This window comes from Cryobacterium breve, assembly GCF_027594785.1.
Taxonomy (GTDB): domain Bacteria; phylum Actinomycetota; class Actinomycetes; order Actinomycetales; family Microbacteriaceae; genus Cryobacterium; species Cryobacterium breve_A.
Map to the genome: position 1 here is coordinate 3,496,881 of NZ_CP075584.1, position 16,747 is coordinate 3,513,627.

13 protein-coding genes and 6 pseudogenes are annotated in these 16,747 nt (G+C 71.0%); 5 read left to right on the top strand and 14 right to left on the bottom strand.

Annotated elements, in window-relative coordinates:
• Window positions 1-60: 60 nt before the first annotated feature.
• The 4 genes and pseudogenes from KIV56_RS17030 to KIV56_RS17045 all read right to left on the bottom strand — a co-directional run bounded on the left by KIV56_RS17030 (window position 61) and on the right by KIV56_RS17045 (window position 4,510).
• A pseudogene (locus tag KIV56_RS17030) lies at window positions 61-854 on the bottom strand (3-oxoacyl-ACP reductase).
• Window positions 851-2,246, bottom strand: a pseudogene (locus KIV56_RS17035) (aldehyde dehydrogenase family protein). The pseudogenes KIV56_RS17030 and KIV56_RS17035 overlap by 4 nt, the downstream one beginning before the upstream one ends.
• The gene (locus KIV56_RS17040; protein ID WP_281534352.1) at window positions 2,243-3,130 is read right to left on the bottom strand and encodes a gamma-glutamyl-gamma-aminobutyrate hydrolase family protein; all 888 of its coding nucleotides are present in this window, start codon (window positions 3,128-3,130) and stop codon (window positions 2,243-2,245) included. Before KIV56_RS17040 ends, KIV56_RS17035 begins: the two are co-directional and overlap by 4 nt.
• A pseudogene (locus tag KIV56_RS17045) lies at window positions 3,117-4,510 on the bottom strand (glutamine synthetase family protein). Before KIV56_RS17045 ends, KIV56_RS17040 begins: the two are co-directional and overlap by 14 nt.
• Before the next feature lie 195 nt (window positions 4,511-4,705).
• Between KIV56_RS17045 and KIV56_RS17050 the strand changes: the two are divergent.
• A complete protein-coding gene (locus tag KIV56_RS17050) occupies window positions 4,706-6,235 on the top strand; it encodes an amino acid permease (RefSeq protein WP_281534353.1) in 1,530 nt (509 codons plus the stop codon).
• 87 nt (window positions 6,236-6,322) lie between these two features.
• Window positions 6,323-7,252 carry an alpha/beta fold hydrolase gene (locus KIV56_RS17055; RefSeq protein ID WP_281534354.1) on the top strand — a complete coding sequence of 310 codons (930 nt, stop codon included), beginning with the start codon at window positions 6,323-6,325 and terminating at the stop codon, window positions 7,250-7,252.
• Window positions 7,253-7,422: 170 nt separating this feature from the next.
• Here the strand turns inward: KIV56_RS17055 and KIV56_RS17060 are convergent, their stop codons facing one another.
• The 5 genes and pseudogenes from KIV56_RS17060 to KIV56_RS20650 form a co-directional block, all read right to left on the bottom strand.
• A complete protein-coding gene (locus KIV56_RS17060; RefSeq protein WP_281534355.1) occupies window positions 7,423-8,166 on the bottom strand; it encodes a glycosyltransferase family A protein in 744 nt (247 codons plus the stop codon).
• A gap of 79 nt (window positions 8,167-8,245) precedes the next feature.
• Window positions 8,246-9,122 (bottom strand): annotated as a pseudogene (locus KIV56_RS17065) (fumarylacetoacetate hydrolase family protein).
• Window positions 9,123-9,151: 29 nt separating this feature from the next.
• Window positions 9,152-9,889, bottom strand: coding sequence for a DNA-3-methyladenine glycosylase family protein (locus KIV56_RS17070; RefSeq protein ID WP_432432568.1), 738 nt, complete (start codon window positions 9,887-9,889; stop codon window positions 9,152-9,154).
• Window positions 9,819-10,343, bottom strand: a complete 525-nt coding sequence (locus KIV56_RS20645) for an AlkA N-terminal domain-containing protein (protein ID WP_432432647.1) — start codon at window positions 10,341-10,343, stop codon at window positions 9,819-9,821. Before KIV56_RS20645 ends, KIV56_RS17070 begins: the two co-directional genes overlap by 71 nt.
• Window positions 10,344-10,379: 36 nt before the next feature.
• Window positions 10,380-10,928: pseudogene (locus KIV56_RS20650) on the bottom strand (bifunctional transcriptional activator/DNA repair enzyme AdaA); the annotation flags it as partial.
• A 323-nt stretch (window positions 10,929-11,251) separates the two neighbouring features.
• On the opposite strand from KIV56_RS20650, the gene KIV56_RS17080 reads away from it, so the two are divergent.
• A complete protein-coding gene (locus tag KIV56_RS17080) occupies window positions 11,252-12,478 on the top strand; it encodes a PrsW family intramembrane metalloprotease (protein WP_281534356.1) in 1,227 nt (408 codons plus the stop codon).
• Window positions 12,479-12,687: 209 nt separating this feature from the next.
• A pseudogene (locus tag KIV56_RS17085) lies at window positions 12,688-13,060 on the top strand (FKBP-type peptidyl-prolyl cis-trans isomerase).
• Between the two features lie 35 nt (window positions 13,061-13,095).
• On the opposite strand, the gene KIV56_RS17090 reads toward KIV56_RS17085, so the two are convergent.
• Complete coding sequence (locus tag KIV56_RS17090) at window positions 13,096-13,380, bottom strand: DUF167 domain-containing protein (RefSeq protein WP_281534357.1); 285 nt, start codon at window positions 13,378-13,380, stop codon at window positions 13,096-13,098.
• 320 nt (window positions 13,381-13,700) lie between these two features.
• Between KIV56_RS17090 and KIV56_RS20655 the strand changes: the two genes are divergently transcribed.
• Complete coding sequence (locus tag KIV56_RS20655) at window positions 13,701-13,856, top strand: hypothetical protein (protein ID WP_432432569.1); 156 nt, start codon at window positions 13,701-13,703, stop codon at window positions 13,854-13,856.
• Between the two features lie 9 nt (window positions 13,857-13,865).
• On the opposite strand, the gene KIV56_RS17100 is transcribed toward KIV56_RS20655, so the two are convergent.
• From KIV56_RS17100 to KIV56_RS17115, 4 genes are all read right to left on the bottom strand, one after another.
• Window positions 13,866-14,711: an SDR family oxidoreductase gene (locus KIV56_RS17100; RefSeq protein ID WP_281534358.1), complete on the bottom strand. Its 846-nt coding sequence runs from the start codon at window positions 14,709-14,711 to the stop codon at window positions 13,866-13,868.
• Window positions 14,711-15,136, bottom strand: a complete 426-nt coding sequence (locus tag KIV56_RS17105; RefSeq protein ID WP_281534359.1) for a pyridoxamine 5'-phosphate oxidase family protein — start codon at window positions 15,134-15,136, stop codon at window positions 14,711-14,713. The genes KIV56_RS17100 and KIV56_RS17105 overlap by 1 nt, the downstream gene beginning before the upstream one ends.
• Before the next feature lie 152 nt (window positions 15,137-15,288).
• Window positions 15,289-15,558: a protealysin inhibitor emfourin gene (locus KIV56_RS17110; RefSeq protein ID WP_281534360.1), complete on the bottom strand. Its 270-nt coding sequence runs from the start codon at window positions 15,556-15,558 to the stop codon at window positions 15,289-15,291.
• Window positions 15,555-16,655: a M4 family metallopeptidase gene (locus KIV56_RS17115; protein ID WP_281534361.1), complete on the bottom strand. Its 1,101-nt coding sequence runs from the start codon at window positions 16,653-16,655 to the stop codon at window positions 15,555-15,557. Before KIV56_RS17115 ends, KIV56_RS17110 begins: the two co-directional genes overlap by 4 nt.
• Between the last annotated feature and the right edge of the window lie 92 nt (window positions 16,656-16,747).

The window sequence follows — 16,747 nt, forward strand, 5'->3', positions numbered from 1 at the left end:
TTCCAGTTGACCACAGATTCCGCGGGCCTCGCGCTCCCGGCCGCGGACTTCCGTGCGGGCCTACAGGGGCGTGACGTAGGCCGAGCTGATGCCGCCGTCGACGAGGAACGTCGACCCGGTGATGAAGGAGGAGTCGTCGCTCGCGAGGAACGCGACCGCCGCCGCGAGTTCGGCGGGCTCGGCGAAGCGGCCGACCGGGATGTGCACGAGCCGCCTCGCCGCCCGCTCCGGGTCCTTCGCGAACAGGCTCCTGAAGCAGCGGCGTGTTCACCGGGCCGGGGCAGAGCGCGTTGACCCGGATGCCCTGCCGTGCGAACTGCACCCCGAGCTCCCTGCTGAGGGCGAGCACCCCGCCCTTCGACGCCGTGTAGGAGATCTGGCTCGTCGCCGAGCCCAGCACCGCGACGAAGGAGGCGGTGTTGATGATCGACCCGCTGCCCTGCTGCGTCATGTGGCGGAGGGCCGCCCGGCAGCAGAGGTAGACGGACTTCAGGTTGACGTCCTGCACCCGCTGCCAGGCGGGCAGGCTCCGTCGTCTCGATCGAGTCGTCGTCCGGCGGGGAGATGCCGGCGTTGTTGAAGGCCACGTCCACGGAACCGTAGGTGTGCTTCGCCGTGTCGAAGAGGGCATTGACCTCGTCCTCGTCCGTCACGTCGACCCTGACGAACAGGCCGCCGACCTCTGCGGCGGCGACGCGACCCGCGGCCTCGTCGACGTCGCCGATCACGACCTTCGCGCCCTCTGCGGCGAACCGGCGGGCGGTCGCGAGGCCGATCCCGCTCGCTCCGCCCGTGATCACGGCGACCTTCCCGGCGAGGCGCTGGGTCAGGTCGATCGGGGTGATGGTGCTCATGGCTGCTCCTGGTGGTTGGGGGTGGAGATCTCGTCGACGGCGATGAACACGTTCTTCGTCTCGCTGAAACTCAGCGGGGCGTCCGGGCCGAGTTCGCGGCCGAGCCCGGACTGCTTGAACCCGCCGAACGGGGTCGAGTACCGCACCGAGGAGTGCGAATTCACCGAGAGGTTGCCGGATTCGACGGCGCGCGCCACCCGGATCGCCCGGCCGACGTCGCGGGTCCAGATCGAGCCGGACAGGCCGTACGCCGTGTCGTTGGCGAGGCCGACGGCATCCGCTTCACCGTCGAAGGGAAGGACGGTGACGACGGGGCCGAAGATCTCCTCCGTCGCCGTGCGGTCGGAGCGCGAGGCGGGGGCGAGCACCGTCGGCGGGAACCAGAACCCGGGGCCGTCTGGCGCGCTGCCGCGGAAGAGCACCGGCGCGCCGGGCGGAACATACCCGGAGACGCTCGCGAAGTGCTCCGCCGAGACGAGCGGGCCCATCTCTGTGTCCGGGTCGAGCGGGTCGCCGACGCGCACCGCGGCGACGGCGGGTTCGAGCAGGCTCCAGGAACCGGTCGTAGACGCTGCGTTCGACGAGGATGCGGCTGCGTGCGCAGCAGTCCTGGCCGGCGTTCTCGAACACCCCGGACGGCGCGGCCGCTGCGGCCTTCTCGAGGTCGGAATCGGCGAAGACGATGTTGGCGCTCTTGCCGCCGAGTTCGAGGGTGACCCGTTTCACCTGCGCGGCGCAGCCGGCCATCACCCGCTTGCCGACCGCCGTCGAGCCCGTGAAGACGACCTTCCGCACGGCGGGATGGGTGACGAACCGCTCGCCGACGACCGAACCGCGGCCGGGGAGCACCTGGAACAGGTGCTCGGGCAGGCCCGATTCGAGGGCGAGCTCGCCGAGGCGGATGCTCGACAGCGGCGTCCACTCGGCGGGCTTGAGCAGCACGGCGTTGCCGGCCGCGAGGGCGGGCGCGAAACCCCACGCGGCGATCGTCATCGGGAAATTCCACGGCGTGATCACGCCGACGACGCCGAGCGGCTCCTGGAAGGTCACGTCGAGGCCGCCGGCGACCGGGATCTGGCGCCCGAACAGCCGCTCCGGCGCGGCGGAGTAGTACTCGAGCACGTCACGCACGTGCCCCGCCTCCCAGCGGGCCTGGGTGAGCGGATGCCCCGAGTTCGTGACCTCGATCCGTGCGAGGTTCTCCCGGTCGCCGTCGACCGCTGCGGCGAAGCGGCGGAGCGCGGCCGCCTTGTCCGCAGGGGAGACCCGGGCCCAGGACCGCTGGGCGACCTGCCCGCGGTCGATCGCGGCATCCGTCGCCTCGAGGTCCTGGTGCTCGACGACGGACACCACGGTCTCGTCGGCCGGGTTGACCACGGTGTAGCTGCTCACTCGGAGATCCTTCGTTCGTGTTCGTGTTCGTGTTCGTGTTCGGGCGCGCGTGCGGATGCGGGGGCCGGGGCCGTGACGGCTGCGCCGGCCGCCCGGCTGTCACGGGCGCTCCGGTAGCCGCGCGCAGCGTCGACAAGGCCGGCGAACAGTCGGAGGTCGTCGGGATCCTGTTCCGGGTGCCACTGCACGGCGACGCCGAAACCGACCCCCGCAAGCTCGACGGCCTGCACGACGCCCTCACGGGTCACGGCGGTCACGGACAGCCCGGCGCCGAGCCGGTCGATCGACTGGTGATGGTAGACGGGCACGGTCAGGGTCGACTGCGGGGCCTCGAGCAGGTCGTGCAGCCGGGAGTCCGGCTCGACGACGACGTCGACGACCCCGAAGACCCCGCCGCCGGCCTGGTGCCCGGCGTGTCCGAGCAGATCGGGGAGGTGCTGGTGCAGGGTGCCGCCGAGGCTGACGTTGAGCAGCTGGGCGCCGCGGCAGATCCCGAGGAAGGGCAGGTCCCGCTCGATCGCGGCGCGGAGCAGGCTCGTCCTCCCAGGCGTCCCTGTCCCGGCGCGGCGGGTCGGTGAGCGGATGCGCCGCCTGGCCGTACCGGGCGGGATCGACGTCCTTCCCCCGGTCACGATCAGGCCGTCGAGGGAGTCGAGCACCCGGCCGACCGTCTCCGGGTTCGCGGGCTGGGGCGGAAGCAGCACAGCGATGCCGCCCGCGCGGATCACCGCGTCGAAGTACACCTCGGGCAGGAACGCCGCGGACACGTCCCAGACCCCGGTCGTGGCCTGCTCGAGGTAGGTGGTCAGGCCGATCAGCGGTGCGGAAGCCGGTGCGGAAACCGGTGCCGCGACCGGTACTGGATCCGGGTCAGAGCCGTTCAAAACCGCGCACCCGCTCCCAGTCGGTCACCGCCGCGTCGTAGGCGGCGAGCTCGACCGTGGCATTGTTCAGGTAGTGGTCCACCACGTCGTCGCCGAAGGCCTCCCGCGCCACCGCCGACGAGGCGAACAGCGCCGTCGCCTCCCGCAGCGACCCGGGGACCCGGGCGGCGTCGCTCTCGTAGGCATTGCCAGTGAAGGCGTCCTCGAGGTCGAGCTTGTTCTCGATACCGTAGAGTCCCGCCGCGATGAGGGCGCTCACCGCGAGGTACTGGTTCACGTCGCCGCCGGGCACCCGGTTCTCCATCCGCATGCCGAGGCCGCGGCCGACGACCCGCAGGGCGCAGGTGCGGTTGTCGAAGCCCCACTTGATCGCCGTCGGTGCGAAGCTGCCCGCGACGTAGCGCTTGTACGAGTTGATGTTGGGCGCCGAGAACAGGGTCAGGCTCGCGCATGACCGCGAGCTGACCGGCCAGGAACTGACGGAACAGGGTCGACATGCCCCCGGCATCCGCCTGGTCGGCGAAGACGGCACTCCCGTCGGTGCCGCGGAGGCTGATGTGGATGTGGCAGCTGTTGCCCTCGCGCTCGTCGTATTTCGCCATGAAGGTGAGACTCTTGCCGTGCGCGTCGGCGATCTCCTTGGCCCCGTTCTTGTAGATCGAGTGGTTGTCGCATGTCTCGAGCGCGGTCGCGTAGCGGAAGGCTATTTCCTGCTGGCCGAGGTTGCACTCGCCCTTGACGCCCTCGCAGTACATCCCGGCGCCGTCCATGGCGAGGCGGATGTCCCGGAGCAGCGGCTCCATCCGGCTCGAGGCGAGCAGGGCGTAGTCGATGTTGTAGTCGCTCGCCGGGGTCAGGCCGAGGTACCCCTTCTTCCACGCATCGCGGTAGCCGTCGTCGAAGACCATGAACTCGAGCCTCGGTGCCCACGTAGGCCACGAGGCCCCGTTCGGCGAGGCGGGCGAGCTGCGCCTGGAGGATCTGCCGGGGCGAGGCCGCGACGGGAGTCTCGTCGAGCCAGCGCAGGTCGGCCGTGACGAGCGCGGTGCCCGGCAGCCAGGGCGCCCGGCGCAGGGTGGCCAGGTCGGGGACCATCGCCATGTCGCCGTAGCCGCGCGCCCAGCTCGACATCAAGTACCCGTCGACGGTGTTCATCTCGACGTCGACGGCGAGCAGGTAGTTGCAGCACTCTGCGCCGTGGCTCGCGACATCCTCGAGGAAGAGCCGCGCCGAGACGCGCTTGCCGACGAGGCGGCCCTGCATGTCGGTGAAGGCCACGATGACGGTGTCGATCTCACCGGCGGCCACGAGCCCGGTGAGGTTCGTGAGGCTCAGATAGCCGGTTCCAGGCCGGGTCGTCGGTGACTCGATCGGGGTCATGGGTGCTCCTCTTGGCGGGGAAGTCGCGTGGGTATTCGAGGGGTGAACGGGATCAATGGCGCGTCGATTCGACCATTACAACACAGGATGCCCCGACCGGGTGCAGAAATATTCGCGCCTGAACCCGTCCAAAGGTATGTACAGCGAGCCATTGACCGCCCTACAATCGTGCCACCCGAGGAAGAGGAGAGACCCGTGGCCGAGCCAGACAAGACGAGCGTTTCCGGCGTCACCTACACGCCGGCTGAGGCCGGCTACTTCGAGAAACGCAGCATCAAACGCACCGCCGGATTCTGGGGGATCTGGGGGATGGGAATCGCCGCCGTGATCAGCGGCGACTTCTCCGGCTGGAACTTCGGACTCGCATCCGCCGGCTTCGGCGGCATGGCGATCGCCTTCGTCATCGTGGTGGTGATGTACTTCGCGATGCTGTTCTCGATCGGCGAGATGAGCGCGGCGATGCCGCACACCGGCGGCGCGTACTCCTTCGCCAGGGCGGCGATGGGTCCGTGGGGCGGGTTCGTCACCGGTCTCGCCGAGACGATCGAATACGTGGCGACGACGGCCGTGATCGTCTACTTCTCCGCCTCATACGCGAACGGCATCACCGACGTGCTCTTCAGCTTCACGCTCCCCGCCTGGGTCTGGTGGATCATCCTCTACCTCGTCTTCATCGCCCTCAACACGGCGGGGGCGGCGGTCTCCTTCCGGTTCGCCCTCGTCGTCGCGTTCCTGTCGATCGCGATCCTCGCCGTGTTCGCCGTGCTCGCCCTCGCATCCGGCCAGTGGAGCGTCGACAAGCTCTACGACATCGTTCCCGACGCCGGGCAGACCGCGTTCCTGCCGCACGGGGTGCTGCCGATCCTGTTCGCGCTGCCGTTCGCGATGTGGTTCTTCCTCGGCATCGAGGAACTGCCGCTCGCCGCCGAGGAGGCGCACGACCCGGCGAAGGACATCCCCCGCGGCGGGATCATGGGCATGATCACCCTCGTCGCCTGCGGCGCCGTCGTCCTGGTCCTGAACCCCGGACTGACCGGTTCCGACTCGCTCGGCGCCTCGGGCGAGCCCCTCCTCGACGGGTTCCGCGCCATCCTGCCCGACGGCCTCGCCGCAGTCCTGAGCGCGTTCGCCCTGATCGGGCTGCTCGCCTCCCTCCAGGGCATCATGTTCGCCTACGGCCGCAACATGTACTCGCTCAGCCGGGCCGGCTACTACCCGAAGTTCCTCTCGCTGACGGGCAAGAGACAGACCCCGTGGGTGTCGCTCCTCGTCGGCGCCGTGATCGGGTTCCTCGGCCTCGTGATCGTGGACCTCACCGGGGGCGCCGCGGGCACCGGTGGCGCGATCGTGCTCAACATCGCCGTCTGGGGCGCCGTGCTCGCCTACCTGCTGCAGATGACCTCGTTCGTGCTGCTCCGCCGCAACTTCGCCCACGTGAGCCGCCCGTACCTGAGCCCGATGGGGGTGCCCGGCGCCATTCTCGCCGGGGTGATCGCCCTCGCGATCTTCCTCGGCTTCCTGCTCAACGAGCTGTTCCGGCCGGCAATCGTGGCGATCGCGATCGTCTACGTCGTGATGCTCATCGGCTTCGCCCTGTTCGGCCGCAAGCAGCTCGTGCTGTCGCCGGAGGAGGAATACGCGCTCTCGGGCGGCACACACGGCGACCCGCAGGTCGAGGGCTACGACGCCATGGAGAGCGAGGTCTTCCGGGACGACACGCTCTGAGGCATCGCGTCGCACGGTCGGAACCCGCGGTAAAACGGATGCCGGTCCCACCCATCCGGGACGACCGGGTCGCGCTACTGTGTCAGCGTGTCCATCCGGGAGAGACGACGCGCGGTGCACCGGCCGGCCGGCGTCCTCGAGAGCGCGGTCGGCGCCGATCCGTCCGCGGCGCTCGACCGCACGCTCAACGACCGCGACTGGACCGTGCTGCCGCCGGGCGCCAGGGCCTTCCGGTTCGAGGTGCCGAGCGGTTCCCTCGCGGCGCTCGCCTGGGGTGAGCCGGGGCATCCGCGGGTCCTGCTCGTGCCAGGGGCGACCGGATCGAAGGAAGACTTCGTGCTGCTCGCGCCGCTGCTCGCCGACGCCGGCTACTTCGTGGAGAGCTACGACCTCGCGGGACAGTTCGAGTCGGCCGGCGCAGGGCCGGAAGCGGGGGAGAGTTTCGACTACCGGCTGTTCACGGCCGACCTCGTGGCCGTCCTCGAGGCGGGGACGACGCCGGTGCACGTGCTCGGCTACTCCTTCGCCGGGATCGTCGCCGAGATCGCGCTCGTCGAGCATCCGGGCCTGTTCGCGAGCCTCGTACTGCTGGGCGCCCCGCCCCTGACCGGCCAGACCTTCCGCGGAGTGCGCTGGATCGGGCCGCTCAGTTGGCTGCTGCCCGCGCACACGATCGCGAGCCTCTTGATGTGGGGCCTCGTCACCAACCGCAACCAGGCGCCGCCCGGCCGGCTCCACCTGGTGCGGTTGCGCTTCGAATACACGATCCGTCGAAGCGTCGACGAGATCATGCAGCTGATGAAGAACGCCCCCGACCTGCAGCAGGACCTCGCGCGGACCCCGGTTCCGCTGCTCGTGGCCGTGGGAGAGCGGGATCTCTGGCCGCTCGGGCTCCACCACGCCTTCGCTACCCGGATCGGTGCACAGCTCTGCGTGTACCGCACCGGCCACAGTCCCTGCGAGACGACGCCGCACCAGCTCGCCCGTGACCTGCTCGCCCTCTACGCCCGCTCCTGACCCCCGCAGCGCTCCTTGGCTCTCGGGTGCGCGGCGTTGCGGCGAAACTGGCCCGCGACGTTTCGCGCGCCAATTCCGCCGTTTCGCGCCCGGCATGCCGGGCGCGAAGCGGCGCACATGGTGCGCGGCCGGCGGAGCTCTGCTCCCGCCCTCGGCGAAGTGCACAGCGCTCAGGCGCGGATGCGGCGGGACCAGGTCCGGCGGGCGCTGCGCAGCCGCCACGGCGACCCCGCCGGCCCGTGCAGGGCGAGGGTGCGGTACGCCCACTCGAGCCGCCTGGCGATGCCGCGCCAGGTGTCGAAGGGTCGTGCGGAGATGCCGACCCGGAGGGCGGGGTCGAACCGAACGGACATCGAGGGCGGCAGGTGCAGGCTCAGGTCGAGGTCGTCGTGCACGTCGTCCCGCTCCCGGTGCACGAGGGTGCGCACCTCCGCCCAGACCGCGCGCCGCATGACGAAGTTCGATCCGAAGATCGGCGGTTGCGCAAGCCAGAGCCCGATCAGCCGGAAGTACCCTCCGAGGTACACGAACCGCCCGAGCGCGGCCACGAGCCGCGGGCAGTCGTAGAAATCACCCGGCCCCGTGACGACGTCCACCAGGGGAGCGCGGGTGAGGATCGTCTCGAAGTGCGCGATCCAGTCCGGCGGCGGCACAGAGTCGGCGTCGAGCCGCGCGATCAGGTCACCGGATGCCGCGTCATAGCCGGTCGCGGCGGCCGGCCAGATTCCGTGTCTGGGTTCGGACACGAGAACGGCGCCGGCCGCCCGGGCGACGCGCGCGGAGGCATCCGTCGAGGCGTTGTCGACGACGATGACCTCGTCGGCCGGTCGCGTCTGGGCGGCGAGCGCGGCGAGGACCACCTCGAGAAAGGGCGCGTCGTTGTAGCAGGGGATCACGACCGAGACGCGGGTCATGGCACCCCCTCTCGCCGCACCGATTCGGGTCGGGCACGGTCTCGCCGCACATGCTACTCCCGGCCGGCGCCGGAGAGCGTCAGAGCGTGCGGCAGTGCGTGGTGAGGAAGCCGATCTTGTCCACGGTGATCGTCACGGTCGAGCCGTCGTGCAGGAAGACCGGGGGAGTGCGGCTGTAACCGGCGCCGCCGGGGCTGCCGGTCGAGATGAGCGTTCCCGGCAGGAGCGTCGAGGTCTGCGAGAGGTAGGACACGAGTTCGGCGACCGTGCGCACCATGTCGCCGGTCGAGGCGTCCTGCATGATGCGCCCGTCGACGTGGGTGGTCAGGCCGAGGTCCTGCGGGTCGGCGATCTCGTCGCGGGTGACCACGACCGGGCCGGTCGGGGTGAAGCCGTCGAAGGACTTGCACCGCGACCACTGCGCCTCGGAGAACTGCAGGTTGCGGGCCGTGATGTCGTTGACGACCGTGTACCCGAACACGTAGTCGAGGGCGTCGCGCACCGACACGTTGCGGGCCGGACGCCCGATGATGACTCCGAGCTCCGCCTCGTAGTCGACCTGGGTGGCGATGTCGCTCGCCCAGGTGACCGTCGACCCGTGCCCGGTGAGGGAGTTCGGCCAGAGCGAGAACAGGATCGCCCCTGCCTCGGTCCGCAGCTTGAGCTCGTCGGAGTGCGCGGCGTAGTTGGCGCCGATCGCGATGATCTGCGGCGGCCGCAGCACGGCGGATGAGTGGCGCAGGCTCCTCGAGCGGAGTGAGCGTCGCCCCGTGGGCGGCCGCGTGCTCGCTGAGCGCGCGCACCCGGTCGTACTCGGGGCTGCCGCGTTCGATCAGGTCCTGCAGGTCACGCGGGGCGTCCTCGAGGATCTCGTCGAGGAAAAGCGCGGATTCCCCGAACACCGCCGCCAGGCGGGGCGTGGACTGGCCTTCTACTCTGAGGTGCGCAAACTTCACCTGCCTAGAGTAGCGGCCAATCGTGTGCGTTACGCCGCAGGCGGCCCGGGGAGACCGGCGGCCCGCCACAGGTGCATTCCGGCGTAGCTTCGCCAGGGCGCCCAGCGTGCGCCGTGCGCCGCGAGGGCGCGCGGGTCGGCGGGCAGGCCGAGCCGGGCAGCCCCCTGACGGAGGGCGAGGTCGCTCGTCAGGAGGATGTCCGGGCTCCCGAGCACGCGCATGGCCACGTAGCCGGCGGTCCACGGTCCGATCCCGGGCAGCGCGGTCAACTTTGCGGTGAGTGACTCCCGGGAATCCGCTGTCGACAGCGCGAGCTCGCCGGTCGCCAGTGCTTCTGCGACGCCGAGGATCGCACCGATCCGCCTGGCCGGTCCGCGCAGCACGTTGTGCCCGTCGGCCGCGATGCGTTCGGCCGTCGGGAACAGCCGGTCCAGGCCCGGTGCCAGCTCGTCGCCGGGCGTGGACGCCGGCGCGGTCGCCTGCCCGGCCGGGGTCGCTGCGGCCGGGGTCGCTGCGGCCGGGAGTGAGAGCGGCAGGGGATCGCCGAGCTCCGCGCACAGCCGGGTCAACGCGGTACGGGCGGATGCGACAGAGACCTGCTGCCCGAACAACGCCCGGAACAGGGTCTCCTCCGGATCCATGCTGCCGGGGAGGCGGATCCCCGGTGCGCCGCGCACCGCCCCGGCCAGGAACGGGTCAGCGGAGAGTGCCCGGTCGATCGCCTGTGCATCGGCGTCGAGGTCGAGCAGCCGCCGCACCCGGCTCACGAGCGGGGCCAGGTCGTCGAGGCTGCCGAGCCGCGCCGCGCACGCCAGTTGGGGCGCGTCCTCGGTGCCGGCGAGGCTCAGGCTCGACCGTCGCGGCCCCGTGCGGCAGGCGCAGTGTGCGCGCATAGGTGCCCGGTCCGGCCAGCTCGACCCCCGGGAGGGCCCGGGTGCCGAGAAACGCGAGCACGCCGGCCCCGTCGAACAGGGCCCGCGCGGGCAGCAGCAGGCGGATGCCCGTGCCCGGCCCCGCGACAAGACCCGGGTCTCCGGGCGCCCGGCCGGCGGCATCCGCCCGGTCGGTCACGAGGAGCGCGGACCGTCCCGATGCGGTCGGACCGGTCGCGCGCCCGTGCCCGGGCGCGGATCCCGTCGCAGCGCCCCGTGGACCGGGGGACCCCGGGGCCTGGCGGTGCGTGGTGGTCACCGCGTGCGCGGTGGCGGGCGCCTCGGCCATGGTCGCCGTTCGGGCCGCTGCCCGGGGTGCGCCGGCCGGGCCGCCCGCTCGCGGTGAGCGCGCCGAACGGCGCAGCTCGCCCGGGGTGCGTTCGTAGACCGCGGCGATCGTGTCGTTGAACTGGCGTACGCTGCCGAATCCCGCGGCGAAGGCGACGTCGCTGATCGGGAGGGCGGTGCCGAGGAGGAGCAGGCGTGCGGTCTGGGCGCGGTGCGCCCTGGCGAGGGCGAGAGGGCCGGCGCCGAGCTCGGCGACGAGCACCCGGGTGAGGTGGCGTGGGGTGTAGCCGAGGCGGCGTGCGAGGCCGGGCACACCGTCGCGTTCGACGGTGCCGTCGTCGATCAGGCGCATCGCGCGCGCCGCGAGGTCGTCCCTCGTGTTCCAGTCGGGGGAGCCGGGCACCGCGTCCGGCAGGCAGCGCTTGCAGGCGCGCAGGCCGGCCTCGTGCGCCGCGGCGCTCGTCAGGTAGAAGGAGACATTGCCGGGCCGGGGGGTCGCTGCCGGGCAGCTCGGCCGGCAGTAGATCCCGGTGGTGTGCACTCCGGTGATGAACTGGCCGTCGAACCGCGCGTCGCGAGAGCTCATCGCCCGGTACCGTTCCGCGAAGACCGGGTCTGCGAGGCGGTCGGCGCCGCGGTCTGCGGTTCCGGCGAGGCCGGCCGCGCCGGAGCCGCCGGGAGTGCGTCTGGTGGCGTCTGCAGGGTTCACGCATCCAGCCTGCCATCCCGCCCCCGGCGACGGTAGCGGAATTCGGACATCGCGCGCCCCTTCGCCGCCTCGCCGACCGTCCCTCCCACAGGACCACGCCCGCGCCGGTCGGCAGGAGCCCGGCTCGAGTCCGTGAGATCTGATCGCGACCCCCGAATGCGGTGCCAGCCGGAGCCGGCCTGGCCGCTATCCTGTGGGTCATGACTCGTGAGCCAGCTCCCGCGACCGGTTCCGACGCCCGGCCCCTCGGTGGGCCGGCGACCCCGGTCTCCCCGGTGTGGACCGCTCCCGTGCGCCGCACCCGTGGCGGCCTGATCGCCCTGACGATCATCGGGCTCGTCTTCGGGAGCCTGGCCCTGCTGCTCGTGTTCGTCTACCTGTCGACGTTCCTCGGCGCATCCGCTCTCGTGCTCTGCCTCCTGCTCGCACTTGTACCCCTCACCGGCATCCTGCTCGTGGTGCGCTGGATCGACCGCTGGGAGCCGGAACCCCGCCCCGCGCTCTGGTTCGCTTTCCTCTGGGGAGCCGGAGTCTCCATCGTCACCGCCCTCGTCTTCGACCTCGGCGTACAGCTCGCGCTCGCCGCGGTGGGGAGCTCCCGAGGCGGTTCGGAGGCGGGCGGCTCTGGCACCGGCACCGACGCGTTCGCCGCCGTGCTGCAGGCGCCCCTCGTCGAGGAGGGCGCGAAAGGCGTCGGGATCCTGGTGCTCTTCCTCGTGCTCCGGCGCCGTTTCGACGGCCCCGTCGACGGCATCGTCTATGCGGCGACGATCGCGGCCGGCTTCGCGTTCTCCGAGAACATCCAGTATTTCGGGGTGGCGATGGCCGAGGGCGGGGCAGACGGGCTCGGCTTCACCTTCCTCGTGCGCGGGGTCTTCTCCCCGTTCGCCCACGTCACCTTCACGGCGTGCACCGGGATCGCGTTCGGCATCGTGAGCCGCCGCAGGGCCGGCGGCACGCTCGGCCGGGTCCTGATCGTTCTCGCCGGCTTCGCGCTCGCGGTCGCCCTGCACGGCCTGTGGAACGGCGCGGCCTACCTGCTCACGACCGACTCCGCGCTTCTCTTCTACTACGTGCTCGTCCAGCTCCCGCTCTTCATCGGGTACATCGTCGCCGTTGTGCTGCTCCGGCGCCAGGAAGAGAGGATCACCGTCGACAGGCTCGGCGAGTACGCGGCGGCGGGCTGGTTCACGCCGCGCGAGGTCTCGATGCTTGCGACAGGTCCCGGCCGGCGGCAGGCACGCGCCTGGGCCGCCCGGCAGCCCCGGGAACGTCGCGTTGCGATGCGCCTGTTCATCGCCGATGCGACCCGGCTCGCCTTCGCCAGGCAGCGGATGCTGAACGGCACCGCCGACCGGGTCGCCCGCGCCGACGAGGCCGAGCTTCTCGCCCTCGTCCAAGCGCACCGGGCGATCGTGATCGGCTGAGACCCGGCATCGGGCGCCCGGGGTGGATGCAGCCCGCGGCCGGTCGACCCGCGGCCGTTAACGAGTGAACTCGTCATCCGGTGGCGTGGCACTGCCGACGACTCTCCCGGATGACGAGTTCTTGCTGATATCGTGCGCCTTCGGGCGGCGTTCGCGCAAGGGGTAATTTCCAGCGTGCATGCCGGCGGGAAATCCGATTGGATAGGTGCATGACTGATCTGAACACCAAGCCCGAACTCGACGCACCGGAGGGCCCAGCGCCCACGGAGCCTCACCATCACCGACATCGTGGTTGGCGAGGGCGCCGAGGCGACCGCCGGCGCGACCGTCGACGTGCACTACCTCGGCGTCGAATACGACACCGGCGACGAATTCGACTCCTCCTGGAGCCGGGGCCAGTCGATCAACTTCCCGCTGCGCTCGCTCATCGCGGGCTGGCAGCAGGGCATCCCCGGCATGAAGGTCGGCGGGCGTCGCAAGCTCGTCGTGCCGCCGCACCTGGCGTACGGGCCCGCGGGCGGAGGACACCGCCTCTCCGGCCAGACCCTCATCTTCGTGATCGACCTGCGCGGCGTCAGCTAGGCCGCACACTCACCCGCAACATCCGTGCGCATCGATCACGACTCGTGGTCGATGCGCACGTGTTTAACCCGCGACGTGTGTCCGCGCACGATCGTGACGGCGCTCTTCGACACGGCGAAGTGCTTCGCGAGCAGCTTGACGAGGGCGTCGTTGGCGGCGCCCTCGACGGCCCGCTGCTGCAGGTAGACGGTGAGCGAGGCATCCGCCGGCGCGCTTGTCGCCGCTCCGGGGCCGAGCGCGTCCGGGTCGTCGACGGCGACGAGGGGACCTTTGCGGCTGCCGGGTTTGACGTGCACCGTCAGGTTCACGGTTCGGGTCACGGACGTCCTCCTGAAAACTCTTCCCTTCAACGCTAGTGGTCTGCGTTCGTCCGGGTGAGAATGTCCCGTGATCTCAATTGACTGCGCACGAGCACTCGAGGCCGCCGGGCTCGCCTGGCGGCCGTCCTCCGGCGACGCGTTCCGGATCGAACGGGCAGGCTTCGATGTCGAGGTGTTCACGGTCAGCGAGATGACCATCGAACCGCACGAATTCGACACCGGTACCATCCTCGGCTTCAACGGCACGACGGAGTGGGCGCTCGACTCGCTCGCGCTCGAGGACGCCCTGTGGCTCCCGCGGGAGGACCAGGCTCCGGGAGATGCTCGGAGGCGCTTTCCACTCGCTCGAGCGGCTCGGCGACGACGCGTACCGTGTCACCGCGTTGCTCGCGGGGGTGCTCGAGGCCGTCGAGGCGACCGACGCGGCCGATGCCTACGGGCTGGCCGTGCTCCGGTTCCTGCGCCTCAGCCGGTGATCGAGGCCGCTAGTCGAGCCAGGCCGCGGTCATCCGCTGCACGGCGGAGCCATCGGCGTCGGCGAGTTTGACGCCGACGAATGCACGCGCCGCGTCGGAGGTCTGCGCCCGGAACGGCGGCCGCTCTCCGTCGAGCAGAGCCGCGACGAAGGCCCCGGCGCTCTCCGCGGACTGCGCGGCACTGAACGACTGGGCGGCCCTGGCGAGATACCCGGCGAGGGCGGATGCGTACGGATCGTTCGGCGGACTGGCGCGCGGGTCGAGGCCGACGTTGTCGACGAAGGACGACGCGACCGCGCCGGGTTCCACGACCGTGACCGAGACCCCTGCGGTCGCTGCGACGGGGGCGAGGCTCTCCATGAACCCCTCGACCGCGAATTTCGCCGCACAGTAGGCCTCGTTGAAGGGCTGGCCGACGACGCCGCCGACGCTCGTGACGGTGATCAGCCGACCGTGACTCTGCCGCAGGTGCGGCAGCGCCGCCCGGGTCACGCTCACGACACCGAAGAAATTGACCTCCATCACCGCGCGCACGACATCGAGGCCCTCGTTCTCGATCGTGCCGACGTGGCCGGCCCCGGCGTTGTTCACGACGGCGTCGATCCGGCCGTACCGGTCGAGCATGTGCGAAATGACCGCGGCGATCGACTCGGGTTCCGTGACGTCGAGGCGGCGGATGTCGAGGCTCACGCCCGCGGTCTCGCTCGCGCTGCGCAGCGCGCGGGCTCCCTCGAGGGTGCGCATGGTCGCGACGACCGGGTGCCCGGCGCGGGCGGCCGCGACCGCGGCCTGGAGCCCGATGCCCGAGGACGTGCCGGTGACGAGGACGGTTCCGGGAACGGCCGTGCCGCTCATCAGTACCGTTCGGGTTCTGGCCCGAGCTGGAACCGGCGACCGCTGACCGTCTCGGGAACGATCTCCACGTAGATGTACTTGAGCGTCGGGATGAGCGGGCGCAACGGCAGCTGGTCGGCGGCGTCGATGTCGGCCTGGTGCTCGAGCACCCGGGCGTGGCCCCTGGCGACGACGCTCCAGGCCTCGTCGCGACCGACGCCGTCCGTCTCGAAGGCGACCTTGTTGTTCACGGTGAGTTCGAGGAGCTTGGTGCCCTCCGCCGTGCGGAAGACCAGACGTCGATCGGCGGCCACGAAGTTGACCGGGTAGATGTCTGGTTCGCCCGCAATGCTGAGGGCGAGGCGACCGAAGCTCGAGGAGATCAGGAGGTCCCAGCATTCCTCATCGTCGAGGACATGCACCGGATACAGGTCGTTGGTTTCCATGGTTCATATTCCCACGCAACCGGGTGCTCCGCCACCACCCGGCCGTGTCCTCGGGAACTCAGGGCAGACCCGAATGTCCCGGTCGGGGCGCGCAGGACCGAAACCCGGCCGACCCGTACCCCGAGTGCGGCCGGCGCAGGCCCGTCGGGGCCTCAGGCGCGATCGTTCGCGGTGCGCACCCGGTCGACGAGCTGACGCCACGGGCCGGAGAGGTCCGGTTCCGCGAGCACCACTTCGTGGGGCGCGCAACGGATGCGGTAGACGTACCGGTCCGGTTCCGGAGCCCGCTCGACGACGTCGTCCCAGGGCAGCGAGGTGAGGAAATCGGCCCACGCCGCAGCGTCGGCCTGCTCGTCCACCTGGACCTCCCAGGTGACCCGCACTCCGGCGATGCCACCGCTTCGCGAAACGATGACCTTCATGCCCGCGATGTTACTCCGCCGAGTCCCTTCCCGAGGCCGACGCCACTCCAGCCCGCGACGACCGCGGCGTGCTCACGGGAACCGGGGCCGAACCGCCGGGTCGCCGCCGTGACGGTCGCGCGTGCGAACCCGGCGAAATCGACATGCGGCCGCAGCGTTCCGCTCGTGAGGGTGTCGTACCAGATCTGGCCGGCGCCCTCCCAGGCATTGCCGCCCAGCTCTGCGGCCACGAGGTAGAAGGCCCGGTTCGGGATTCCCGAGTTCAGGTGCACGCCGCCGTTGTCGTCCTCCGAGTCGACGAAGCCGCTCATCTCCGACGGCTGCGGGTCCATACCGAGGACGTCGTCGTTGTACGCCGTTCCTGGCGCCTTGAGCGAGCGCAGCGCCGCACCCTGCACCTGCTCGGTGAAGAGCCCGGCACCGATCAGCCAGCTCGCCTCCGCGACGGACTGCCCGAGGGCGGACTGCTCGACGAGTGACCCGAACACGTCGGACACGGATTCGTTGAGGGCCCCGGACTGTCCCTCGTAGGCCAGGTTGGCGCTGAACTGGGTGACGCCGTGGGTGAGCTCGTGGCCGATCACCGTCAGCGACGCGGTGAACCGGTTGAACACCTGCCCGTCGCCGTCACCGAAGACCATCCGCTCCCCGTCCCAGAAGGCGTTGTCGTAGTCACGGCCGTAGTGCACACTCGCCTCGAGGGGCAGCCCGTGGCCGTCGATCGAGTCGTGCCCGAACCGGCTCCAGAACAGGGCGTGGGTGTGGCCGAGGCCGTCCCAGGCCTCGTTCACCGCGACATCGCCGACGGCGGCCTGGAGCTTCGACCGAACCAGGCGACCGGGCAGGCGTTCGAGGCCGCCGGCATCCGAAACGGCCCTGTCGAGCTCCCCGGAAGCGGAGGACGTGCCGCGCGCCGTCGGGCGGACAGTCGGCGGATGCACCGTGCTTCGTCGCTCGCGCAGCGGCGCGTCCCGCAGGAGCGAGTGCCGCGCCGCGTCGGCAGCACCCGCGTAATGCGGGTCGTCGAGTCTCGCGAGCCGCACCAGGAGATAGGGCGGGACGATGGCGCATCGGGTCACATGCTCTCGGCTGCTCATGGCTCGAGTGTGTCACTGCGCGCCGACAAACGCACGGCTCTGCGGCGGCAGGCTGCGACTCGATGCATACAATCGACGTCGGCCGTTCGGGG

Excerpts from the sequence above, each read along its gene's own strand:
- KIV56_RS17080 (WP_281534356.1), top strand. The coding sequence starts at position 11,252 with ATGACTCGTGAGCCAGCTCCCGCGACCGGTTCCGACGCCCGGCCCCTC.
- KIV56_RS20655 (WP_432432569.1), top strand. The coding sequence starts at position 13,701 with ATGCTCGGAGGCGCTTTCCACTCGCTCGAGCGGCTCGGCGACGACGCG.
- KIV56_RS17100 (WP_281534358.1), bottom strand. The coding sequence starts at position 14,711 with ATGAGCGGCACGGCCGTTCCCGGAACCGTCCTCGTCACCGGCACGTCC.
- KIV56_RS17060 (WP_281534355.1), bottom strand. The coding sequence starts at position 8,166 with ATGACCCGCGTCTCGGTCGTGATCCCCTGCTACAACGACGCGCCCTTT.
- KIV56_RS17110 (WP_281534360.1), bottom strand. The coding sequence starts at position 15,558 with ATGAAGGTCATCGTTTCGCGAAGCGGTGGCATCGCCGGAGTGCGGGTC.
- KIV56_RS17105 (WP_281534359.1), bottom strand. The coding sequence starts at position 15,136 with ATGGAAACCAACGACCTGTATCCGGTGCATGTCCTCGACGATGAGGAA.
- KIV56_RS20645 (WP_432432647.1), bottom strand. The coding sequence starts at position 10,343 with ATGGCCGAGGCGCCCGCCACCGCGCACGCGGTGACCACCACGCACCGC.
- KIV56_RS17115 (WP_281534361.1), bottom strand. The coding sequence starts at position 16,655 with ATGAGCAGCCGAGAGCATGTGACCCGATGCGCCATCGTCCCGCCCTAT.